20 protein-coding genes, 1 other RNA gene and 1 pseudogene are annotated in these 21,383 nt (G+C 43.0%); 16 read left to right on the plus strand and 6 right to left on the minus strand.

What is annotated here, in order from left to right:
• A pseudogene (locus tag C1E58_RS05605) lies at nucleotides 1-199 on the plus strand (transposase); the annotation flags it as partial.
• Nucleotides 200-323: 124 nt separating this feature from the next.
• Here C1E58_RS05605 and rsmG read toward each other — a convergent pair.
• The 3 genes from rsmG to recU form a co-directional block, all read right to left on the minus strand.
• Nucleotides 324-1,037 carry a 16S rRNA (guanine(527)-N(7))-methyltransferase RsmG gene (gene rsmG / locus C1E58_RS05610; protein WP_105113574.1) on the minus strand — a complete coding sequence of 238 codons (714 nt, stop codon included), beginning with the start codon at nucleotides 1,035-1,037 and terminating at the stop codon, nucleotides 324-326.
• A 295-nt stretch (nucleotides 1,038-1,332) separates the two neighbouring features.
• Nucleotides 1,333-3,504 carry a penicillin-binding protein PBP1A gene (gene pbp1a, locus C1E58_RS05615; protein WP_161951281.1) on the minus strand — a complete coding sequence of 724 codons (2,172 nt, stop codon included), beginning with the start codon at nucleotides 3,502-3,504 and terminating at the stop codon, nucleotides 1,333-1,335.
• Nucleotides 3,485-4,102 carry a Holliday junction resolvase RecU gene (recU, locus tag C1E58_RS05620; RefSeq protein ID WP_105209674.1) on the minus strand — a complete coding sequence of 206 codons (618 nt, stop codon included), beginning with the start codon at nucleotides 4,100-4,102 and terminating at the stop codon, nucleotides 3,485-3,487. The genes pbp1a and recU overlap by 20 nt, the downstream gene beginning before the upstream one ends.
• 65 nt (nucleotides 4,103-4,167) lie before the next feature.
• On the opposite strand from recU, the gene C1E58_RS05625 reads away from it, so the two are divergent.
• From C1E58_RS05625 to C1E58_RS05645, 5 genes are all read left to right on the plus strand, one after another.
• Entirely contained in the window at nucleotides 4,168-4,707 is a 540-nt protein-coding gene (locus C1E58_RS05625) for a DUF1273 domain-containing protein (protein WP_105113577.1), read from the plus strand.
• 70 nt (nucleotides 4,708-4,777) lie between these two features.
• On the plus strand, nucleotides 4,778-5,104 hold the full coding sequence (gene gpsB / locus C1E58_RS05630; RefSeq protein WP_105113578.1) for a cell division regulator GpsB: 327 nt from the start codon (nucleotides 4,778-4,780) through the stop codon (nucleotides 5,102-5,104).
• Nucleotides 5,105-5,120: 16 nt separating this feature from the next.
• Nucleotides 5,121-5,485: RNase P RNA component class B (gene rnpB / locus C1E58_RS05635), an RNA gene on the plus strand.
• A gap of 51 nt (nucleotides 5,486-5,536) precedes the next feature.
• A complete protein-coding gene (locus C1E58_RS05640; RefSeq protein WP_105209675.1) occupies nucleotides 5,537-6,703 on the plus strand; it encodes a THUMP domain-containing class I SAM-dependent RNA methyltransferase in 1,167 nt (388 codons plus the stop codon).
• A 9-nt stretch (nucleotides 6,704-6,712) separates the two neighbouring features.
• Nucleotides 6,713-8,158 (plus strand): cell division site-positioning protein MapZ family protein, encoded by a 1,446-nt coding sequence (locus C1E58_RS05645; protein ID WP_238142247.1) that lies wholly within the window; start codon nucleotides 6,713-6,715, stop codon nucleotides 8,156-8,158.
• A gap of 253 nt (nucleotides 8,159-8,411) precedes the next feature.
• On the opposite strand, the gene C1E58_RS05650 is transcribed toward C1E58_RS05645, so the two are convergent.
• Nucleotides 8,412-8,894, minus strand: coding sequence for an S-ribosylhomocysteine lyase (locus C1E58_RS05650; protein ID WP_105113581.1), 483 nt, complete (start codon nucleotides 8,892-8,894; stop codon nucleotides 8,412-8,414).
• Between the two features lie 127 nt (nucleotides 8,895-9,021).
• Between C1E58_RS05650 and C1E58_RS05655 the strand changes: the two genes are divergently transcribed.
• The 9 genes from C1E58_RS05655 to rpsR all read left to right on the plus strand — a co-directional run bounded on the left by C1E58_RS05655 (nucleotide 9,022) and on the right by rpsR (nucleotide 15,994).
• The gene (locus tag C1E58_RS05655; protein ID WP_105209677.1) at nucleotides 9,022-10,635 is read left to right on the plus strand and encodes a ribonuclease Y; all 1,614 of its coding nucleotides are present in this window, start codon (nucleotides 9,022-9,024) and stop codon (nucleotides 10,633-10,635) included.
• Nucleotides 10,636-10,755: 120 nt separating this feature from the next.
• Nucleotides 10,756-11,376 (plus strand): guanylate kinase, encoded by a 621-nt coding sequence (gene gmk, locus C1E58_RS05660; protein WP_105113583.1) that lies wholly within the window; start codon nucleotides 10,756-10,758, stop codon nucleotides 11,374-11,376.
• Between the two features lie 34 nt (nucleotides 11,377-11,410).
• Nucleotides 11,411-11,725: a DNA-directed RNA polymerase subunit omega gene (gene rpoZ / locus C1E58_RS05665; RefSeq protein ID WP_004195201.1), complete on the plus strand. Its 315-nt coding sequence runs from the start codon at nucleotides 11,411-11,413 to the stop codon at nucleotides 11,723-11,725.
• Between the two features lie 78 nt (nucleotides 11,726-11,803).
• Entirely contained in the window at nucleotides 11,804-14,194 is a 2,391-nt protein-coding gene (locus tag C1E58_RS05670; RefSeq protein WP_105209678.1) for a primosomal protein N', read from the plus strand.
• A gap of 45 nt (nucleotides 14,195-14,239) precedes the next feature.
• Complete coding sequence (locus tag C1E58_RS12610) at nucleotides 14,240-14,452, plus strand: MerR family transcriptional regulator (protein WP_105113649.1); 213 nt, start codon at nucleotides 14,240-14,242, stop codon at nucleotides 14,450-14,452.
• A complete protein-coding gene (locus C1E58_RS05680) occupies nucleotides 14,449-14,688 on the plus strand; it encodes a hypothetical protein (protein ID WP_105113585.1) in 240 nt (79 codons plus the stop codon). Before C1E58_RS12610 ends, C1E58_RS05680 begins: the two co-directional genes overlap by 4 nt.
• A 237-nt stretch (nucleotides 14,689-14,925) precedes the next feature.
• A complete protein-coding gene (rpsF, locus tag C1E58_RS05685) occupies nucleotides 14,926-15,216 on the plus strand; it encodes a 30S ribosomal protein S6 (protein ID WP_002942403.1) in 291 nt (96 codons plus the stop codon).
• A gap of 11 nt (nucleotides 15,217-15,227) precedes the next feature.
• On the plus strand, nucleotides 15,228-15,722 hold the full coding sequence (locus tag C1E58_RS05690; RefSeq protein WP_105113586.1) for a single-stranded DNA-binding protein: 495 nt from the start codon (nucleotides 15,228-15,230) through the stop codon (nucleotides 15,720-15,722).
• Between the two features lie 32 nt (nucleotides 15,723-15,754).
• The gene (rpsR, locus tag C1E58_RS05695) at nucleotides 15,755-15,994 is read left to right on the plus strand and encodes a 30S ribosomal protein S18 (protein ID WP_002939250.1); all 240 of its coding nucleotides are present in this window, start codon (nucleotides 15,755-15,757) and stop codon (nucleotides 15,992-15,994) included.
• A gap of 438 nt (nucleotides 15,995-16,432) precedes the next feature.
• Here rpsR and C1E58_RS05700 read toward each other — a convergent pair whose 3' ends face one another.
• Nucleotides 16,433-17,089 carry a DUF1129 domain-containing protein gene (locus C1E58_RS05700; RefSeq protein ID WP_105113587.1) on the minus strand — a complete coding sequence of 219 codons (657 nt, stop codon included), beginning with the start codon at nucleotides 17,087-17,089 and terminating at the stop codon, nucleotides 16,433-16,435.
• Nucleotides 17,090-17,104: 15 nt separating this feature from the next.
• Nucleotides 17,105-18,049: a magnesium transporter CorA family protein gene (locus C1E58_RS05705; protein WP_105118273.1), complete on the minus strand. Its 945-nt coding sequence runs from the start codon at nucleotides 18,047-18,049 to the stop codon at nucleotides 17,105-17,107.
• Between the two features lie 427 nt (nucleotides 18,050-18,476).
• On the opposite strand from C1E58_RS05705, the gene uvrA reads away from it, so the two are divergent.
• Nucleotides 18,477-21,302, plus strand: a complete 2,826-nt coding sequence (gene uvrA, locus C1E58_RS05710) for an excinuclease ABC subunit UvrA (protein WP_105209679.1) — start codon at nucleotides 18,477-18,479, stop codon at nucleotides 21,300-21,302.
• The last annotated feature ends 81 nt before the right edge of the window (nucleotides 21,303-21,383 follow it).

Raw genomic sequence — 21,383 nt, forward strand, 5'->3', positions numbered from 1 at the left:
TTAGTCAAAGAGGAATTGACAAGTAAAGAGGGAGCCCGCATTTATGCCAAACGCAAGGTGGATGTCGAACCTGTATTTGGTAGGATGAAGGGTATTTTTGGCGTGCGCAGAGTCCATGTCAGAGGTCAAAAAGTGGTTGAAACTGAGATAGGATTCCTCCTAATGAGTATGAATCTCACGAAATTGGCTAAGAGATTAGTCCAAGATAGTAGAAACAGAAAGAAAAACACAGATAGTTCGGCTGAATTTCATCAGAAGCAGCTCGAATCTATCTGTGTTTTTTAGTTATTGGCTAGTTATTGGCTAGTTTTTGCCCAGCCTCTTTATAGTGGTCGTTTATTAGGCATACCAGCCTTGCGTGGAAACTTGTTTGGAGTTTCCTTTTTCTTTTCAACAATGGTCAGGGTACGAGGGTCACCATTTGGTAATTGGTAGTCAATATTTTCAATGACCTTGCCAAAAAGGAGGGTGAGGGCATTCTTGGCTTGAGCCAATTCATCCTCGGCACTGGAGGCTTTGAGGGCAATGAGTTTGCCATTGAGTTTTAAGTACGGAATGGTCAACTCGGATAAGATTTGCATACGAGCAACTGCCCGAGCTGTAACCAGGTCAAATTGGGCACGAAATTGCTTGTCTTGGGCAAAATCTTCTGCTCGACCATGATAGAAATGAACATTTTCCAAACCCAATTCCTCTGCCAACAAATGCAAGAAATTGATCCGCTTGTTGAGAGAGTCAATGATGGTTACATCTAATTGAGGGTAGATGATTTTCATGGGCAGACTTGGAAATCCTGCCCCTGCTCCGATGTCTAATAGGCGGAGGGGCTCATTTTGGATATGCCCTTGCAGAATTGGCGCAATGGAATCATAAAAATGCTTGAGATAAACGTCCTCTTCTTCTGTAATGGCCGTCAAATTGATTTTTTCATTCCATTCTACTAAGAGTTGAAAGTAGCGGAGAAATTGTTGTTTTTGTAGGTCAGTTAGTTGGATGCCTTGGTCAGCCAAGGTCTTGTAAAATACTTCAGGTTTCATAGTTTTATCTTACCATAAATTCTTGAAATTGTGGAGAGGTGGATAAGGAAGAACAGACAAGAGCGCCTATTTAGTTAGTTTATAGTCATTTGAAGAGCTTTGATACATGGTCACTTTCGGATTGCTGGACTTTAAGGAAGTGACCTGCTTGGCATGTCCTATTTCCAACCTAGAACAGCCTCTAGGCTGTTCTAGCAACCTGTACCTCAGTTCCTTGTCTGAAAGCTCTTCATTCGTCTATTGTATTTGTAACCCATACAATAAGAAAAGGCTGGGCTTAGGCCCAACCCTGTTCTTATTGACCATCCGAGGATTGCTCTGAGGATGAAGTATTGGTTGCTTCTGAGTCAGCTGTAGTATTTTCAGTTTGAGATTCTGAAGAGGAGCTTTGTGTTGATTGCTCAGTTGATTCACTGGAACTAGACACTGTGCTACTATAGTTATTGTAAGTATTATAATTATTATAACTATTATAAGCATTGGATAAAGAACGGCTACCTCTCAAATAGTAATTTGAACCATAGCGAACCAAACCACTCGGCACTTCCCATTCAGTAGCAGTATAGTCAGAATGCATATAGGCCATCATATGGTGATAAACGTCTGTAGCAACTCGCATCCCATTATCTAAGATCGGGGTCATACGGTTGGTGTAACCGGTCCAAACGGCCATGGCATACTGGCTAGAGTAGCCGACGAAGTTCTCATCTGGAACGACACTGTAGCTATAGTTAGCTTCAGGAACAGAAGCAAGAATGGATTCTGTTTCGCTGTCGGTATAGTTTGAGGTACCGGTTTTACCAGCCATCGGAATACCGCTGACAGTAGCGTTTAGTCCGTAACCATAACTCAATACAGATTTCATCAAATCTGTCATCATATAGGCTGTTTCTTCCGTCATAACACGGTTCCCTTGAGGAGCATACTCCGAAACTGTTCCATCGCTAAAGACAATCTTATTGACATATTGTGGAGCGTAATAAGTTCCGCCATTGGCGAAGGCAGCATAGGCAGCAGCCATTTTTTCAGAACTTGCACCATATTGACGACCTGTATCGGAAGTGTTACTAGAAATCGCATTTGAGTAGTGCATTTCTGGATAATTAATGCCGATACTGTTCAAGAATGCCAGAGAGTTTTCTAGTCCAGTTGCTTCAAGAGCCTTGACTGCTGTCACATTACGTGAATACTGAACAGCTGTCTTGATTGAAATGGATCCGTAGAATTGCTTGTCCCAGTTATTGATCGGGATAGTTGTGCCAGGGAAATTGTAAGGTCCATCGACCATAATGTCAGCCGTTGAAGTGTAGATGCCATGTTCATAAGCAGGAGCATAGTCGGTGATGGGTTTCATGGTCGAACCAAAGTCACGGTTGGTTTCAACAGCCTGGTTGGTACCGAAGGAAACATTACTTGATTGGTGCCGTCCGCCCAACTGTGCAACGACCTTACCGTTTGATACATCCACGACCGTAGAGGCTACCTGCATCAAATCATCCGGGTAGCTGACATACATATCGGTATTGTAAATGTCCCACAACTGCTGTTGAGCAGCAGGATCTACGTTTGTATAGACATCCATACCCGTAGTTAACAAGTTGTAGCCTGTTTTAGCCTCAACTTCTTCGATAACCTGCTTGAGATAGTTATCCATATAAGCAGGATAAGCTGCTTCATTGGATAGAGCCTGTAAACCATCAGTGACTGGAGTCAGCACAGCTTGCTCGTACTGGGCATTGTCGATGTACTTTTCTTCCAACATTTCAGCTAGGACTAAATCCCTGCGTGTTTTAGCATCTTCAGGGTTGGTATAAGGATCGTATTGGTTAGGAGCTTGAGGCATACCTGCCAGTAAGGCGAGCTGGGCTAAAGTAAGATCTTTCAATTCTTTACCATAGTAGGAATGTGCAGCTGTTTTCATCCCGTAGTTTCCATTGGCCATAAAGACTTTATTGACATAATAGGTCAATATTTCTTGTTTGGTCTTATCCTTTTCTAGTTGGGTTGCTAACCAAGCTTCTTGAATTTTCCGTTTGATGTTTTGGTCTTCGGAAGAAGTTGAGAAGTAGGTCAGTTTGATGAACTGCTGATCAAGTGTCGAACCACCTTGTAAGCGTCCGCCCGTCAGGTTGTTAACCAAAGAACCAGCGATACGGATAACGTCCACACCCCTATGGTTGAAGAAGCGCTGATCTTCAATCGCAACGATGGCATTGACCAAATCAGTCGGAATTTCTTCGATTTTTGCGCTGGATCGTTTTTCTGCTCCTAGGTCAGCAATCAGACTGCCATTTTTGTCATAAATCTTACTGGATACTGTGGCTGTCAAGCTTTCTTCGGTTAGCTTGGGTGCTGTTGCAATCCAGTAGCCTACCAAGAGAGAAACAGCTAGAAAGGTAATAATAAAGCCAGCTAATAAGATATTTGCAACTACTAGGAGAGTTTTTTTAATACTTGTAGTTTTCAAAAGAGTCACCACCTAATAAATTTTTTTCAACCACTTCAAGATAAGGCACGCTAGGAAAACGGCCCATTTGAACCTCAAAGCCAAATTGCCTAATGAAAGAGAGAGGCATAGATTTACTCCCCTTATCTGTTTGATAAAACTCAATCAAGTGGACAGCCGGTAAGAGATAGGTTTCTTTTAGCGTTGAAAAGTGAAGAAGAACAAAGCATACGCCACCCTGCTTTACAACCTGTTTCATGTGTTCAATCTGATGCTCATGAAAATTCTTCATGGGCATGGATGCTTTTTGTCGCGTTTCCTTGGCTTCGAAATCGATATAATGTTTTTTGAAGACTCCTGAATAATCCGTTGTAGACGCTTGGCGAAAATAGGCCTCAACAATTTTCGCACGGCTTCTCTTGGGATAATCAACCTTTACAATCTGCACAGGAGTAGGTTTCTTGTGTATAACCGCGATCTCGTGAGCTAGGTAGTACAGATTGCTATCATTGATGGCAGCTTCAAAGGACATTCCTCGATTGGCGAAGCTAATTTTTTGAGATGAAACAGAATTGGTTCTATTGATTTTTTTAGCTATCTTATGAGGATAATTGACCATAGAACTCCTTCTTGATAAAATAATATCAGCATATTATACCACAATTAGTGAAAAGACTACAAGGAATGGATACTAAAAGCCTTTTGATAACAGGGTACAAACATACGGATTTAGGTATTTTCTCAGACAAGGATCAACGGTTAGCTATTATAAAGTTGGCTATCAAGCAGGATCTTGTTCGATTTTTGGAGGATGGGGTTACATGGTTTGTCCTGACAGGTCAGTTGGGTTTTGAATATTGGACTTTAGAAGTTTTAGAGGATTTGCGTTCGGAAGGTTATAGGTTTCAAATAGCGACTATTTTCATGTTTGAAAACCACGGAGAACACTGGAATGAAGCCAATCAGCTAAAGTTACAGCGCTTTAAACAGGCGGATTTCATCAAGTTTGCCTATCCACGTTATGAAAATCCTGGTCAATTTAGAGATTACAATCAATTTTTAATTGACAATACAGATGGTGCTTATATTTTTTATGATTCTGAAAATGAAACCAACTTGAAATATTTGTATCATCAAGTCTTAAACAAAGAGGAGTATGATAGAAAAACGCTTACCTTTGAACAACTGAATGAAGTTGCAGAAAATTTTTCAAATTCTGAGTGATTTGACTTGATTTTTCCCTATTTTTTTTAATATAATAGGGCTAATGATGTTTTAGATATGGGAGAGAGAAATGGCAAGTATTAAATTTACAACTAAAGATATTTTTGAACAAGATTTTAAGATTGGTTTCCGTGGCTATGATCAGGATGAAGTCAATGACTTTTTGGATGATATTATGAAAGATTACGACGCCTATGAAGCCATTATCAAGGAGTTGAAAGGCGAGATTGCTCGTTTGAAGGCCCAGGTAGCAAACGCTCCTAAAGTCGCTGCTGTTGAAGAAGTGAAAGATGTTCTTCCGACGGAACGTCCATCTTCAGCTACAAACTTTGATATTCTTCGTCGCTTGAATCGTTTAGAAAAAGAAGTGTTCGGTAAACAAATTGTTCAAGACTAGTATAGTCTTGTGTGCAATTTTTGGATAATCGCGTGGTAGTTTACTACCATGAGGAAAGTCCATGCTAGCACTGGCTGCGATGCCGGTAGTGTTTGTGCTAGGCGAATCAATAAGCCTAGGGACGTTGATTAACGTTACGGCGGTTAAAATGGCTACGTCTTCGGATATGCCAAAGTAGACCTGAAAGTGCCACAGTGACGAAGTTTTTATGGAAACGTAAAAAATGGAACGCGGTAAACCCCTCAAGCTAGCAACCCAAACTTTGGTCGGGGCATGGGATGGATGGAATTGAACAGAAATCCTGACTGCGAAAGCAGTAGACAGATGATTATCGAAGGTGGTAGGACCTAGTACCACTGGAACAAAACATGGCTTACAGAAAATTGCATAATAGGTAGCTAGCTTTGCTAGCTTTTATTGTAGAGGAAAAAGATGAAAAAACAGTTTGAATTGATAGCGACAGCCGCTGCTGGTTTAGAGGCAGTTGTTGGTCGTGAAATTCGTAATCTTGGCTATGACTGCCAAGTTGAAAATGGTCGTGTACGTTTTGAGGGGGGAGTGGATGCTATCGCTAGGACAAACCTCTGGCTACGTTCGGCAGACAGGATTAAAATTATTGTTGGACAATTTCCAGCAAGAACCTTTGAAGAACTCTTTCAAGGGGTCTTTGCATTGGATTGGGAAAATTATCTGCCCTTAGGTTGTAAGTTTCCAATTTCCAAGGCCAAGTGTGTCAAATCCAAGTTGCACAATGAGCCAAGCGTACAGGCTATTTCGAAAAAAGCAGTTGTTAAGAAATTACAAAAACACTTCTCTCGCCCAGAGGGAGTGCCGCTCCAGGAAGTTGGGGCAGAGTTCAAGATTGAAGTATCTATCTTGAAAGATCTAGCGACAATCATGATTGATACGACTGGGTCTAGTCTCTTCAAACGTGGTTATCGGGTAGAAAAAGGTGGAGCACCGATCAAGGAAAATATGGCAGCAGCGATTTTGCAACTGTCCAACTGGTATCCTGATAAGCCTCTCATCGATCCAACTTGTGGCTCAGGGACATTTTGTATTGAAGCTGCTATGCTGGCCAAAAATATAGCCCCTGGCTTAAAACGCAGCTTTGCTTATGAAGAATGGCCTTGGGTGGATGAGCAGTTGGTAGCAGATGTCCGAAAAGAAGCCCAGGCTGCTATAAAATCAGATTTGGTCTTGGATATTGCGGGTTCAGACATCGATGCTCGTATGGTTGAGATTGCCAAGAAAAATGCCTTTGCGGCTGGAGTAGACCAAGATATAGTATTCAAACAGATGCGCGTTCAAGATTTACGGACGGACAAAATCAATGGAGTTATTATTTCCAATCCCCCCTATGGTGAACGTTTGTTGGATGACGATGCAATTATCACGCTCTATCGTGAGATGGGGCAGACCTTGGAACCCTTGAAAACCTGGTCTAAGTTTATATTGACCAGTGACGAGCAATTCGAGAAGCGTTTTGGTAAGCAGGCAGATAAGAAGAGAAAATTATACAACGGTACTTTAAAAGTTGACTTGTACCAATTTTTTGGTCAGCGAGTGAAACGTCAGACCGTAGAAGAGAAAGAGTAGGAGGATATTGTGGAAGAAAATAAGAATAAACTACCTTTGGAAAATGAAAAAGTTTTGGATTTCGAGGTAGCCAAAGATTTAACCATTGCAGAAGCTGTGAAAAAACATAAGGAAATTGAAGCAGGTGTGACGGAAGATGATAGTCTTTTAGACCGTTATATCAAGCAGCACCGTGATGAAATCGAATCACAGAAATTTGAAACCAAGGTCAATGATTTGTCCTTGGTGGAGCCTTCTACCGATGAAAAAGTAGATGCAGTACAGGTAGCAAGTCTTTCAACTACCTTGCCTGAGGATCTTCAAGTAGCTAGCCAGAAGGTAACAGAGCTTGTGGAAGAACCGACAGCGACTTCAAAAGAAGCTTTGGAAGAAACGATAGTTGTAGGCGCTGCTGTCGTTGACAGTGTAACAAGCACTCCTTTAGCTGAAGAGGATGATTGGGGTCAGGCAGAGGAAGCAGAGAAGGATAGAAAGAAAAAAATCTATTTCTGGTCTGCACTAGCAGCTCTCTTTCTTGCTATCCTCGCAACAGCCTTCATGTGGTTGAACTCTGTCAATAAATCGACCACAGAAACAGCTAGCAGTTCAAGCAGTAGTCAGTCATCGACCACTGCAAGCAGCTCGGCCGATGCTAACAGCCTAGCCTTCGAACAGCTCTATACTAGCTTCTTTACAGACAGTAGTTTGACCAAACTGAAGAATTCCGAGTTTGGTAAATTGGCTGAGTTGAAGGCTCTCTTGGACAAGATGGATCCGAATTCGGAGACTTATAAAAAGGCTAAAGAACAGTACGATAGCCTTGAGAAAGCCATTGCTGCTATTCAGGCAATGAATGGGCAATTCGATAAAGAGGTCATCGTAAATGGTGAAATTGATACAACTGCCACAGCTAAAGCAGATGCCAGTCTTTCAGCTACTAACACTGGTATTAGCTCGGTGGATAGCTTATTGGCTTCTGTTGTCAATTTTGGACGTTCACAGCAGGAAGTGGCGGCTAGCTCGGCTACAGCCGTTGCTGCTCCAGCTGAGAATACTCAAGCTGCTGCGACAAGCACTGAGACCAGTGCCCCAGCTTCAACAGAGAGCGCAGTAGCTAGTGGTGTGGCTGTTACTTCTGTTTCTGGAGCAGCGACTGCCTATGGTATTCCTGTACCAGATGGAGTAGTTCTGCAGCGTGATCGCAGCCGTGTGCCTTACAATCAAGCCATGATTGATGATGTCAACAATGAAGCTTGGACGTTTAACCCTGGTATACTAGAAAATATTGTGGCTATTTCGCAACAACGTGGCTATATTACTGGTAATCAATATATCTTGGAAAAAGTGAATATTATCAACGGTAATGGTTATTACAATATGTTTAAGCCAGATGGGACCTATCTCTTCTCGATTAACTGTAAAACGGGTTACTTTGTTGGTAATGGTGCTGGTCATTCGGATGCCTTGGATTACTAATACTCTTCGAAAATCAAAATCATACGTTGTTGACTTAATTTGATGAGTGAAAGGCTCCAGTGGAGCCTTTCAGCCTGTTACCTTGAAATAAAATAGTAACAGGGTTCTATCTATATAAGTAGAAACGAATTACGTTCGCCTATCTCCAACCTCCAAAGCTTCCCCAAACCTTTGGAGCTAGTCTGTTTTGGATTTTCATTGAGTATAAGCAAAACAAAAAAGCGGTTGACCCGCTTTTTTTGTACCCTAGATCTTAAATCGGTTTTCTTTCGAAGGCATCACTTGAAATACCTTGTGAAACAATCAATTTTGCCCATTCTTTAGCTGAATGCAGGCTGTGGTCCTTGTAGTTGCCACAGGATTCAATGGTTGTCCCTGGGACGTCTTCCCAAGTAATGCCATCAGCAATTTCTTGCAAGCTAGCCTTGATGACTTGAGCGATTTCTGCAGGGTCTTGCTTGCCCCACATAATCATGTGGAAACCTGTACGGCAACCAAAAGGAGAGCAGTCAATCAAACCGTCAATGCGTTGACGAATGAGCTTGGCCAAAAGATGCTCGATAGTATGCAAACCAGCAGTATCCATGGCATTTTCGTTGGGTTGAATTAAACGAATGTCAAAATTTGTGATGATATCGCCTTTTGGCCCCACTTCCTCTGAAATCAAACGGACATAGGGTGCCTTAACAATGGTGTGGTCCAATTCAAAACTTTCAACGGTAACATCTTTTTTCATGTCTTCCTCCAAACTATTTGATGAATTTATTATAACATATTTGTCAATTTGGAATTGTGAAATCGGTTCAAATATGATAAAATAGATACAGATTTTGTGAAAATCGAATTTAAAAAGAGGTAGAAATATGGAAATCATTACACTTGTAGTGGCTCTTGTTTCTGCTCTCATTGGTTTAGTAATTGGCTACTTTGCCATTTCTTTGAAGATGAAATCTGCAAAAGAAACTGCAGAATTAACCCTTTTAAATGCAGAACAAGAAGCTAGTAATGTTCGTGGTCGTGCGGAAGAAGAAGCGGAAGCTATTTTAAAAACAGCTGAACGTGACCGTCAGACCTTGAAAAAAGAATTACTCTTGGAAGCTAAGGAGGAGGCTCGTAAGTACCGAGAAGAAATCGCAGAAGAATTTAAGTCAGAGCGTCAGGAATTGAAACAGATTGAAGTACGTTTAACCGAACGTGCCAGCAATTTGGATCGAAAAGATGACAATTTGACCAATAAAGAAAAGACTTTGGAGCAAAAAGAACAAAGTCTAACTGATAAATCTAAACACATTGATGAGCGAGAGCAAGAAGTTGCTAAGTTAGAAGAGCAAAAAGCTCTTGAATTAGAACGTGTGGCAGCACTCAGCCAAGAAGAAGCTAAAGACATTATCTTGACCGATACTCGCGACAAGTTAACCCATGAAATCGCAACTCAAATCCGAGATGCTGAACGTGAGGTTAAAGAACGTTCGGACAAGATGGCCAAAGACTTGTTGGCTCAAGCCATGCAACGAATTTCAGGTGAGTATGTGGCTGAACAAACCATCACATCTGTCCACCTGCCAGATGATGCCATGAAAGGTCGGATTATCGGACGTGAAGGGCGTAATATTCGTACCTTTGAAAGTCTGACTGGTATTGATGTTATCATTGATGACACGCCAGAAGTCGTTGTCCTATCAGGTTTTGACCCAATTCGTCGTGAAATTGCTCGTATGACCATGGAAACCTTGCTTCAAGATGGTCGGATTCACCCGGCTCGTATTGAGGAATTGGTTGAAAAACACCGTGTGGAAATGGACAATCGCATCCGTGAGTATGGTGAGGCTGCTGCCTACGAAGTTGGCGCACCGAACCTTCACCCAGATTTGATTAAGATTATGGGACGTTTGCATTTCCGTACTTCTTATGGTCAAAATGTTCTTCGTCACTCGATTGAAGTGGCCAAATTAGCTGGAGTCCTCGCTGCTGAGTTGGGCGAAAATGTCAACTTGGCTCGCCGTGCAGGTTTCCTCCACGATGTTGGTAAGGCCATCGACCGTGAGGTAGATGGTAGCCACGTTGAAATTGGTACAGAATTGGCTAAGAAGTACAAGGAACATCCGATTGTGGTCAACACCATTGCCAGCCACCATGGAGATGTGGAAGCGACAAGTACCATTGCTGTTATCGTAGCGGCGGCTGATGCCTTGAGTGCAGCTCGCCCAGGTTCTCGCCGTGAGTCTATGGAGGCCTACATCAAGCGTCTACAAGACTTGGAAGAAATTGCCAATAGCTTTGACGGGATTAAACAATCCTATGCTATTCAAGCAGGTCGTGAAGTACGAATTATTGTTCATCCAAATAAAATTTCAGATGATCAAATTACTATCTTGGCCCACGATGTCCGTGAGAAAATCGAAAATAACTTGGATTATCCAGGAAATATCAAAATCACTGTCATCCGTGAAACAAGAGCAACAGATATTGCTAAATAAGTTAGGGGGAGCTAGACTAGCTCCTCTTTCTTTGTGAAAAATTCTTTTGCACATTTTAAATCAGTTGAAATTCCTGGGGATTTTTGTTACACTAGAATGAAAGATTTTAAAGGAGATATCATGAAAGAGCGAGGCTTACTCATCGTATTTTCCGGCCCGTCGGGAGTTGGGAAGGGAACGGTTCGAAAGGAAATTTTTGACAGTTCGGATAACAAATTTGAATATTCAGTGTCGATGACGACACGCCCACAAAGACCTGGTGAAGTAGATGGAGTGGATTATTTCTTCCGTAGCCGTGAAGAATTTGAAGACTTAATTCGCCGTGGTCAGATGTTGGAATATGCTGAGTACGTTGGCAATTACTATGGAACTCCTTTGACCTATGTCAATGAAACACTTGATAAGGGAATCGATGTTTTCTTAGAAATTGAAGTGCAGGGCGCTCTTCAAGTTAAGAAAAAGGTTCCAGACGGTGTCTTTATCTTCTTGACGCCACCAGATTTGGAAGAACTACAAGACCGCTTAGTTGGTCGAGGAACGGATAGCGAGGAAGTCATTGCCCAGCGTATTGAACGTGCCAAGGAAGAAATTGCCTTGATGCGTGAGTATGACTATGCAGTCGTCAATGATGAAGTGCCGTTGGCAGCTGAACGTGTGAAACGCATTATTGAAGCGGAACATTTCCGTGTGGACCGAGTGATCGGCCGCTATGATGAAATGATTCGTGATGTAAACAAGTAACAGAACCTTTATAGAAAGTAGAGAGAATCCTATTATGATGTTGAAACCATCTATTGATACCTTGTTAGATAAGGTACCATCTAAGTACTCATTGGTTATTCTTGAGGCCAAACGTGCCCATGAATTGGAAGCGGGAGCAAAACCAACTCAAGAATTTACTTCTGTAAAATCAACTCTTCGTGCCTTGGAAGAAATTGAATCTGGTAATGTGGTTATCCACCCAGATCCAGAAGCAAAACGTGAGGCAGTTCGTCGCCGTGCCGAAGAAGCTAAGCGTTTGGCGGAAGAAGAAGAGAAGAAAATCAAGGAACAAATCGCTAAAGAAAAAGAAGAAGGCGAAAAGATTTAATAAAAAACTCGGTTGGGATTACCATCCGGGTTTCTTTTCACTTACGGATTGTTAGATTTTTTACAGAAAGGAGGCAGTATGTTAGCACAGGTTATTGTTGATGTCCCTTTGATGCAGACAGATCAAGCTTATTCCTATCGCGTTCCAGCTGAGTTGGAAGAGGGGCTCATGGTTGGTGTGCGTGTCCACGTACCCTTTGGTAAAGGAAATCGGCTGATTCAAGGGATTATAGTTGACTTGATTGATGAAGATGACGAAAATAGCTTACAAGACTTAAAAGAGCTTGCCGAGGTTTTGGACTATAGTCCTGTTCTCAATAAAGAGCAATTTTGGTTGGCGGACCAGATGAGGAAGTCGGTCTTCTCCTATAAAATTACCCTCTTAAAATCCATGTTGCCCAGCTTGCTCAATTCGACCTATGACAAATTGCTCCGGCCAGGGCTTGGTTTGGAAATGGCAGAGCAGCTTAGTCTATTTGGTGATAAGGAGCAGATCCGTTTTTCTGACTTGGACGTGACAGAGCAAGGAAAAATCATGCGCCTCGCCCAGTCAGGAAAAATCTTGGTAGACTATGTGGCCAAGGATAAGAAACAAATTAAGACAGAAAAATGGTACCGGGTTTGTATGGAGAAATTACGAGAAGCAGACATCAGCAATCGAGCCAAGAAACGCCAGCAATTAAGGGGATTTCTTCTGGAACACTCTGAAGACCAGCTCCTTTCAAACCTAAAATCGGACTATTCAGCTGATACGCTCCGCTATTTCCAAGAAAATGGCTATATAGAAGTCTGGGAAGAGGAAGTGTCGCGGACTCAGGGAGTTTTTGATAAGGTGGAAAAAACGCAGGCCTTGGATTTGAATCCAGAGCAGGCCATTGCGGTTCGTGAGATTGTGGCCTCTATCGGTCAGGAAAGTCAGACCTTTTTGCTTCAAGGAGTGACAGGTTCTGGGAAGACAGAGGTCTATCTCCAGGTCATTGATAGGGTTTTAAAAATGGGGAAAACGGCTATTATGCTGGTACCTGAAATTTCCTTGACCCCTCAGATGACCAATCGTTTTATTTCACGTTTTGGTCAGCAGGTTGCTATTTTGCATTCGGGCTTGTCTGACGGTGAGAAGTATGACGAGTGGCGGAAGATTGAGGCGGGAAATGCCCAAGTAGTTGTCGGGGCTCGCTCGGCTATTTTTGCACCATTGACAAATTTGGGTGTTATCATTATTGATGAAGAGCATGAGGCGACCTACAAGCAGGACAGCAATCCACGCTACCATGCACGTGATGTGGCAAAGTTGCGGGCTGATTATAATCGGGCGACCCTGGTCTTGGGGTCTGCTACGCCCAGTCTTGAAACACGGGCTCGAGCTAGTCGAGGAGTCTATGGAAGATTGACTCTTAGCCAGAGGGCCAATCCCTTGGCTCGTATTCCAGAAGTGGAAGTTGTAGATTTCCGTGATTATATCGGTCAGCAGGAGACTAGTAATTTTACCCCTGTCTTGATTGAAAAGATTAGAGAAAAGCTAGACCGCAATGAACAAGTTGTCCTTATGTTAAACCGCCGAGGCTATTCTTCTTTTGTCATGTGTCGTGATTGTGGGAGTGTTGACCAGTGTCCCAACTGTGATATTTCCCTAACGCTCCATATGGACACAAAAACGATGAATTGCCACTACTGTGGGTTTCAAAAGGGGATTCCTCAGACCTGTCCAAACTGTCAAAGTCGGTCCATTCGTTATTATGGGACGGGTACGCAAAAGGCCTACGATGAATTGCAGGAGCTCTTGCCAGAAGCTAGAATTTTGCGTATGGATGTGGATACTACCAAGAAAAAAGGTGCTCATGAGGACTTGCTCGAACGGTTTGGTCGAGGCGAAGCGGATATTCTTCTGGGAACCCAGATGATTGCCAAGGGCTTGGATTTTCCAAATGTGACGCTGGTTGGGGTGCTCAATGCTGATACGGCCCTCAATTTGCCTGATTTTCGGTCTTCTGAGCGGACCTTCCAGTTGCTAACTCAGGTAGCTGGTCGGGCTGGACGGGCTGACAAGGAAGGGGAAGTCCTGATTCAGACCTACAACCCCAATCATTATGCCATTGCTTTTGCCAAAGAGCAGGATTATGAAGGTTTCTATCGTTATGAGATGGGTATTCGGAAAAATCTTGGCTATCCACCTTACTATTTTACAGTTGGCTTAACCTTTTCGCACAAGTCGGAAGAATTTGTCGTGAAAAAAGCCTATGAAACTGTAGCCTTTCTACGTCAACACTTAACAGATTCAATTCAAATCCTGGGACCGACGCCCAAGCCCATTGCCAGAACCCATAATCTCTACCACTACCAGATTATCTTGAAATACCGGCATGAAGACCGGTTGGAAGAAGTCTTGAACCAGATTTTGGATTGGACACAGGAGAGAGAAAATCAAGATTTGCGGCTGATTATTGACAATGAACCGCAGAATATGATGTGATACCTTCACTAGAAAGAAGCTTATGAGCCTACTACCAATCAATCAATTTGCAAAAAGAGCGGGGTAACTTCCGAAACCCTGCGGCACTATGATCGTATTGGTCTCCTAAAACCCTATTCTCAAAATGAGAGTGGGGTTCGTTTTTACCATGTAGAGCAATATGAAAAACTCAGTACCATCAAGGAATTAAAATCTTTGGGTTTGACCTTGGCAGAAATAAAGGACTTTTTGAGGACTGTCAGATACAAACAAGTATGAATCTGATAGAATATCAATTACAGGTTGTCCGACAAGGTCAGGATCACTTGAGAAAAAAATTAGTCAGACGGCAAGAATTTTTGCAAGAGGTTCTGCAGGGAGACTATGAATTCCTGGTTGTCCGAAAGCAGTTGCCAGAAGTATCATTTTTACGTCAAAGTCTATACTTTGAAAATCCAGTTCAGTTATACGAAGCGGTTATGGAAACGAATAGAATAAATCCTACTGACTTATAGTTAAAGCTATTTTGAGTTTAATAAATGATTAGATACCAGTGAAATATTTTGAGTCCTACAGCTGATTCTTATGCTGTTTTTTCTTACACGGAAAATTACGAAAATCGTGAAATTGTTTTCAGTAAGCTGTTTTCGCTTGCACATTTTCTATATTATGGTATAATTATTTTCTGTGAGTATCCCTCACTTACTCGTGGCTAGACCATGAGTCATTAGACCAAAAGGAGGAACATATCAATGGCTAAATACGAAATTCTTTATATTATTCGTCCAAACATTGAAGAAGAAGCTAAAAACGCTTTGGTAGCACGCTTTGACTCTATCTTGACTGACAACGGTGCAACGATCGTTGAATCAAAAGCATGGGAAAAACGTCGCCTTGCATACGAAATCAAAGATTTCCGCGAAGGTTTGTACCACATCGTTAACGTTGAAGCAAACAACGATGAAGCTCTTAAAGAGTTTGACCGTTTGTCAAAAATCAACGGCGACATTCTTCGTCACATGATTGTCAAACTTGACGCGTAAGAAGGTAGTTTATGATAAATAATGTAGTATTGGTTGGTCGTATGACCCGTGATGCAGAACTTCGTTATACTCCGTCTAACCAAGCTGTTGCGACTTTTACTTTGGCGGTTAACCGCAATTTTAAAAATCAAAATGGTGAGCGTGAAACGGACTTTATCAACGTAGTCATTTGGCGTCAACAAGCTGAGAATTTGGCGAATTGGGCTAAGAAAGGTGCTCTGATTGGTGTTACAGGTCGTATCCAGACTCGTAGCTATGATAACCAGCAGGGACAGCGTGTCTACGTGACTGAGGTGCTTGCAGATAGTTTCCAACTCTTGGAAAGCCGTACTGCCCGTGAAGGTCAAGGTGGTGCTTATTCGGCTGGCAACTCGTTTGCTGGTGGGAATGATTACAGCTCGCCTTATCAAGCACCTGCACAATCTACACCAAACTTCGCTCGAGAAGAAAGTCCATTTGGAGCAAGCAATCCAATGGATATATCAGACGATGACCTACCATTCTAGGTCTGAAAATAATAATATAAAGGAGAACACACATGGCTCAACAACGTCGTGGCGGTTTCAAACGCCGTAAAAAAGTTGACTATATCGCAGCTAACAAAATTGAATATGTTGATTACAAAGATACTGAGCTTCTTAGCCGTTTCATTTCTGAACGTGGAAAAATCCTTCCACGCCGTGTAACTGGAACTTCAGCTAAAAACCAACGTAAAGTAACAACAGCTATCAAACGTGCTCGCGTAATGGCATTGCTACCATTCGTAAACGAAGATTAAAAAAATGGTCCAGTGGACCATTTTTTCTTGCGTTCTGGAAATGTGAAAAGCGCAATAACAGTACGGACTGTTTTTTCATGAGCTCGAAATTAAGAAAGCGAATTAAGTCCTTGAATGGACTGTTTTTTCACGAACATGAAAATGAGAGAGCGCATCAAGACCCTGACGGGTCTTTTTAGCTTGCACCCTAGAAACTGGAAAGGCGTAACGGCGAGAGTGGACCATTTTTTCTTGCGCTCTGGAAATGTGAAAAGCTCAAGAACAGTATGGACTGTTTTTTCACGAACTTGAAAATAAGCAAGTGAAGAATATTATCTATCCAGTCTGTTTCAGCTGATTATACAGGCTTATGTCAATGAATAGCATTTCCAGGTGTCTTGATAGCTGGACTGTATAGATGGATAAAAGCGACTGGAATATTCCAATCGCTTTGTTTTATTATTGAACTGGTGACATGGCATTGCGGATATTGTATTTCTTCTTCAAGAAGTAGCGACCTCCGAAAGCTGCAGCTCCAATAAGGATGGTAACAAGTGGAGGCAAGACAGGGTTTAGGCTAGTAGGGATTAGTGCTGCCAAGAGGAAGACAAGTGACCACGCCAGTGTAGCAAGACCAAGGAAGAGGACTGCTTTCAGTAATTTAGGGCGTTGGCCAGTTTTGATTTGCTCTCTGTAAACGAAGTGGTACATGAAGTACATACCTGCTCCGACACCAAAACCAATAACTAAGAGGGTAAAGAATCCATACTGGGCACCTTGTCCTAACAAGTTCATCAAGCCATTGATACCTGCGATGATAGCCAGCATGAAGAGGCTAGAATCCAGCCACATCAACCAAGGATTTTCGTTATATTCTACCTGGTCTTTCTTCTCTTGTTCAGAAAGGCTCTTGCTAGCTGCCCACTCACTTGGTGCTCCATAGAGATTGCGAGCTGTTACGCCAGTTTTTTGTTTCTCGATAATAGTCGGCAAGATTTCTTCCAAGAGTTCTTTAATTTCACTATCAGACTTACCATCTTTGATAAGCTGGTTGGTTGCGATGTGGATGAATTCCTGGTTTTTCTTGGTTAATTCTTTAAATTCTGTAAATGACATTGTAATCTCCTAATGTTAGAACCATCTCTTACGAATGAAGTAGAAGGTTAATGATAAGCTGATGGCAAAGGCGAAGAGGATAATCCACCAAAATGCGTAGGGAATATCGTTAAAGGGAATGATGTTATCCTTAAAGTTCATACCATAGGCAGAGAAGACCATGGTTGGAATGGACATGACAATGGTCATGAGGGCCAAGGTTTTCATGATGGTATTCTGGTTGTTGGAAATGATAGAGGCAAAGGCATGGGTCATCGAATTCAGGATGGAACCATAGATATCTGCCATCTCGATTGCCTGTTGAGTTTCGACCAAGGTGTCTTCCAGCAAATCCTCATCTTCCTCGTATTTTCGAAGGAGGCGAGAAGAAGAAGCTAGTTTCTTGACCAAGCGTTCGTTGGTCTTGAGGGAGGCCTTGAAGTAGACGATGGTTTTTTCCAATTCCATGAGGACAATCAATTCTTCGTTTCGAGTTGCTTCGTGGAGCTGTTTCTCAATCTCCTCACTCTTTCTGTCAATGGTCCGTAGGGCAGACAGATAGAGTTGGGCATTACGGTAGAGGATTTGGAAAACGAAGCGCGATTTCATGAAGGTAAAGAAATTCCGCAAACGCCGATGGATAAACTGGTCAAAGAGTGGTAAGGGCTCTAAGCAAGTTGTAATGATGGCATCTTCGGTCAAGACAATACCAAGCGGAATGGTGATATAGTAGGTCTTATTATTTCGCTCTTCAAGAATAGGAACGTCCACCAAGATTAGTGTATAATCATCTTCGACGGTGATACGAGAAGATTCTTCCGCATCGAGCGGTGCTCGTAGGTCGGCTATATCAATCTTATAGTGTTCAGCCACTTCCATGGACTCGCTCTGGGAGGGGTTGACCAAATTGATCCAAGCCCCAGGTTCAAAGGTTTGGATTTCTTCTAAATCAGTCATGGTTGATAGAAAAATCTGTTTCATATGATGCCCTCCTTTGTACATTGATGCGTTGACGCAACCTCTATTATACCAAAAAATGTACTATTTCGGAAAGGTTTTATGCAGAAATGTGTTATAATATGGAGACATTTAGTTGAGTAAGTTGTACGGACTTTTTCTTATCTCTCATGTTACAGCTTAGAGCCTCTTAAGAAAGGAATTGAATACGCCTTAACCACTGTGTGAAAAATGGTCATTTCCGTGTATACGGATGAGAGTTTTTGTGTCTAAGAAATCAAAGATTTCGGACTTACCGTCTATTTTCACCTTGCGTTTTCGGGCTTTGTATCTTTAGAAAGGAAATGAACACGGGCTAATGATGTCGGTGTAATGAGGAAAACTGCGTTTTCCCTATTTCCCGATTGCAACAGTCTCCCAGACTGTTGCAACGCCCTTTGTATCTTAAATTATGCAAGAAAATATTGTGATTCATGGGGCGCGTGCCCATAATTTGAAAAATATTGATGTGACCATTCCACGTGAGAAGTTGGTGGTGGTGACTGGTTTGTCGGGGTCTGGTAAGTCGAGTTTGGCTTTTGATACCTTGTATGCCGAAGGCCAACGTCGTTATGTGGAAAGTCTATCGGCCTATGCTCGTCAGTTCTTAGGCAACATGGACAAGCCTGATGTGGATTCCATAGAGGGGCTCAGCCCTGCTATTTCCATAGACCAAAAAACAACTTCGCGTAATCCACGTTCAACGGTTGGAACGGCGACGGAAATCAATGACTATCTCCGCCTGCTTTATGCTCGGGTCGGTGTGCCTTACTGTATCAATGGTCATGGTGCAATTGCGGCTTCTTCGGTGGAACAAATCGTTGATGAGGTCTTGGAATTGCCAGAACGCCAACGTTTGCAGATCCTAGCTCCGATTGTGCGAAAGAAAAAGGGGCAACACAAGACCATTTTTGAGAAAGTGCAGAAGGACGGCTATGTTCGGGTCCGTGTCAATGGAGATGTCTATGATGTGTCGGAAGTGCCTGAGTTGTCCAAGAGTAAGGCTCACAACATTGAAGTCGTGGTCGATCGGATTGTCATCAAAGAAGGCATTCGTTCGCGGCTTTTTGACTCCATTGAGGCGGCCCTGCGGATTGCGGACGGCTATGTCATCATCGATACCATGGATGAGAAGGAACTGCTTTTCTCTGAGTACTACGCCTGTCCAGTTTGTGGCTTTACGGTGCCTGAGTTGGAGCCTCGCCTCTTCTCTTTCAATGCTCCTTTTGGGTCTTGTAGCGACTGTGACGGTTTGGGCATGAAGCTGGAAGTGGATACGGATTTGATTGTCCCAGATGCCAGCAAGACCTTGCGTGAGGGAGCTTTGGCTCCTTGGAATCCAATCTCTTCCAACTACTATCCTCAGATGCTGGAGCAAGCTATGAATCATTTTGGTGTGGACATGGACAAGCCTTTCGAGGAATTGACGGAAGAGGAGAAAAATCTGATTTTCAATGGTTCTGACGGGAAAGAATTCCATTTCCACTATGAAAATGAGTTCGGTGGGGTGCGTGATATTGACATTCCATTTGAAGGTTTGATTACCAACATCAACCGCCGCTATCGTGAAACCAATAGTGATTACACACGGACAGTCATGAAGGCCTATATGAATGAATTGACCTGTGGAACCTGCCACGGCTACCGCCTCAATGACCAAGCTCTGTCTGTCAAGGTCGGGGGTGAGAAGGGGCTTCATATCGGGCAGCTGTCTGACTTGTCCGTAGCGGACCATTTGCAAGTCATTGAAAATCTGACCTTATCTGAAAATGAAGCAACTATTGCAACGCCTATTGTCAAAGAAATCAAGGATCGTCTATCCTTCCTTAATAACGTGGGTCTTAACTACCTGACCCTTTCACGAGCAGCAGGTACCCTTTCGGGTGGTGAGAGCCAGCGAATTCGTCTGGCAACCCAGATTGGCTCTAACTTATCTGGTGTTCTCTATATTTTGGATGAGCCGTCGATTGGTCTGCACCAGCGGGACAATGACCGCCTGATTGCCAGTCTGAAAAAGATGCGTGATTTGGGTAATACCTTGATTGTGGTGGAGCACGACGAGGACACCATGCGTGAGGCGGACTGGTTGATTGACATCGGTCCAGGTGCGGGTGTCTTCGGTGGAGAAATCGTAGCTTCTGGAACGCCTGCCCAAGTAGCCCAAAACAAGAAATCCATTACAGGTCAGTACCTGTCTGGCAAACGTGAAATTCCTGTTCCTCTCGAACGCCGTGTCGGAAATGGTCGTTTCCTAGAGGTAACAGGTGCTAAGGAAAATAACCTGCAAGATGTAACGGTCCGTTTCCCACTTGGAAAATTTGTGGCGGTGACAGGGGTGTCTGGATCTGGTAAGTCAACTCTGGTCAACTCCATTTTGAAAAAAGCCATTGCTCAGAAGCTCAATCGCAATTCGGACAAGCCAGGCAAGTTCAAGTCCATTTCAGGAATTGAACACTTGGACCGTCTGATTGATATTGACCAAAGCCCGATTGGACGGACACCGCGTTCCAACCCAGCCACCTACACAGGTGTCTTTGACGATATTCGTGACCTCTTTGCCCAGACAAATGAAGCCAAAATCCGTGGCTATAAGAAGGGGCGTTTCTCCTTTAACGTCAAAGGTGGTCGTTGTGAGGCTTGTTCTGGTGATGGGATTATCAAGATTGAAATGCACTTCCTGCCAGATGTCTTTGTGCCTTGTGAAGTTTGTCATGGGCACCGCTACAATTCTGAAACCTTGGAAGTACACTACAAGGAGAAAAATATCGCTCAGGTCCTTGATATGACGGTCAATGATGCGGTCGAGTTCTTCAAACACATTCCAAAAATTGAGCGGAAGCTCCGCACCATTCAAGATGTGGGCTTGGGCTATGTGACCTTGGGACAACCTGCGACAACCCTGTCAGGTGGGGAAGCCCAGCGGATGAAATTGGCATCTGAGCTCCACAAGCGGTCAACTGGTAAGTCTTTGTATATCTTGGACGAGCCTACGACTGGCCTACATACTGAGGATATTGCCCAGTTGCTCAAGGTCTTGGCCCGCTTTGTCGATGACGGCAACACTGTCCTTGTCATCGAGCACAATCTGGATGTCATCAAGACGGCTGACCATATTATCGACATGGGGCCAGAAGGCGGTGTCGGTGGCGGTACCGTTGTCGCGACAGGAACGCCAGAAGAAGTGGCGGATAACCCAGCCAGCTATACAGGCCAGTATCTGAAAATGAAGTTGAAATAAGCAAGTAAAAAAGAGCCATCGGCTCTTTTTTACTCTTGAAAATACTTTTTTTTACTTGCAATTGCTTAGATGTCATAAATT

Origin of the sequence: Streptococcus suis (assembly GCF_002964575.1) — a bacterium.
Taxonomy (GTDB): Bacteria; Bacillota; Bacilli; order Lactobacillales; family Streptococcaceae; genus Streptococcus; species Streptococcus suis_R.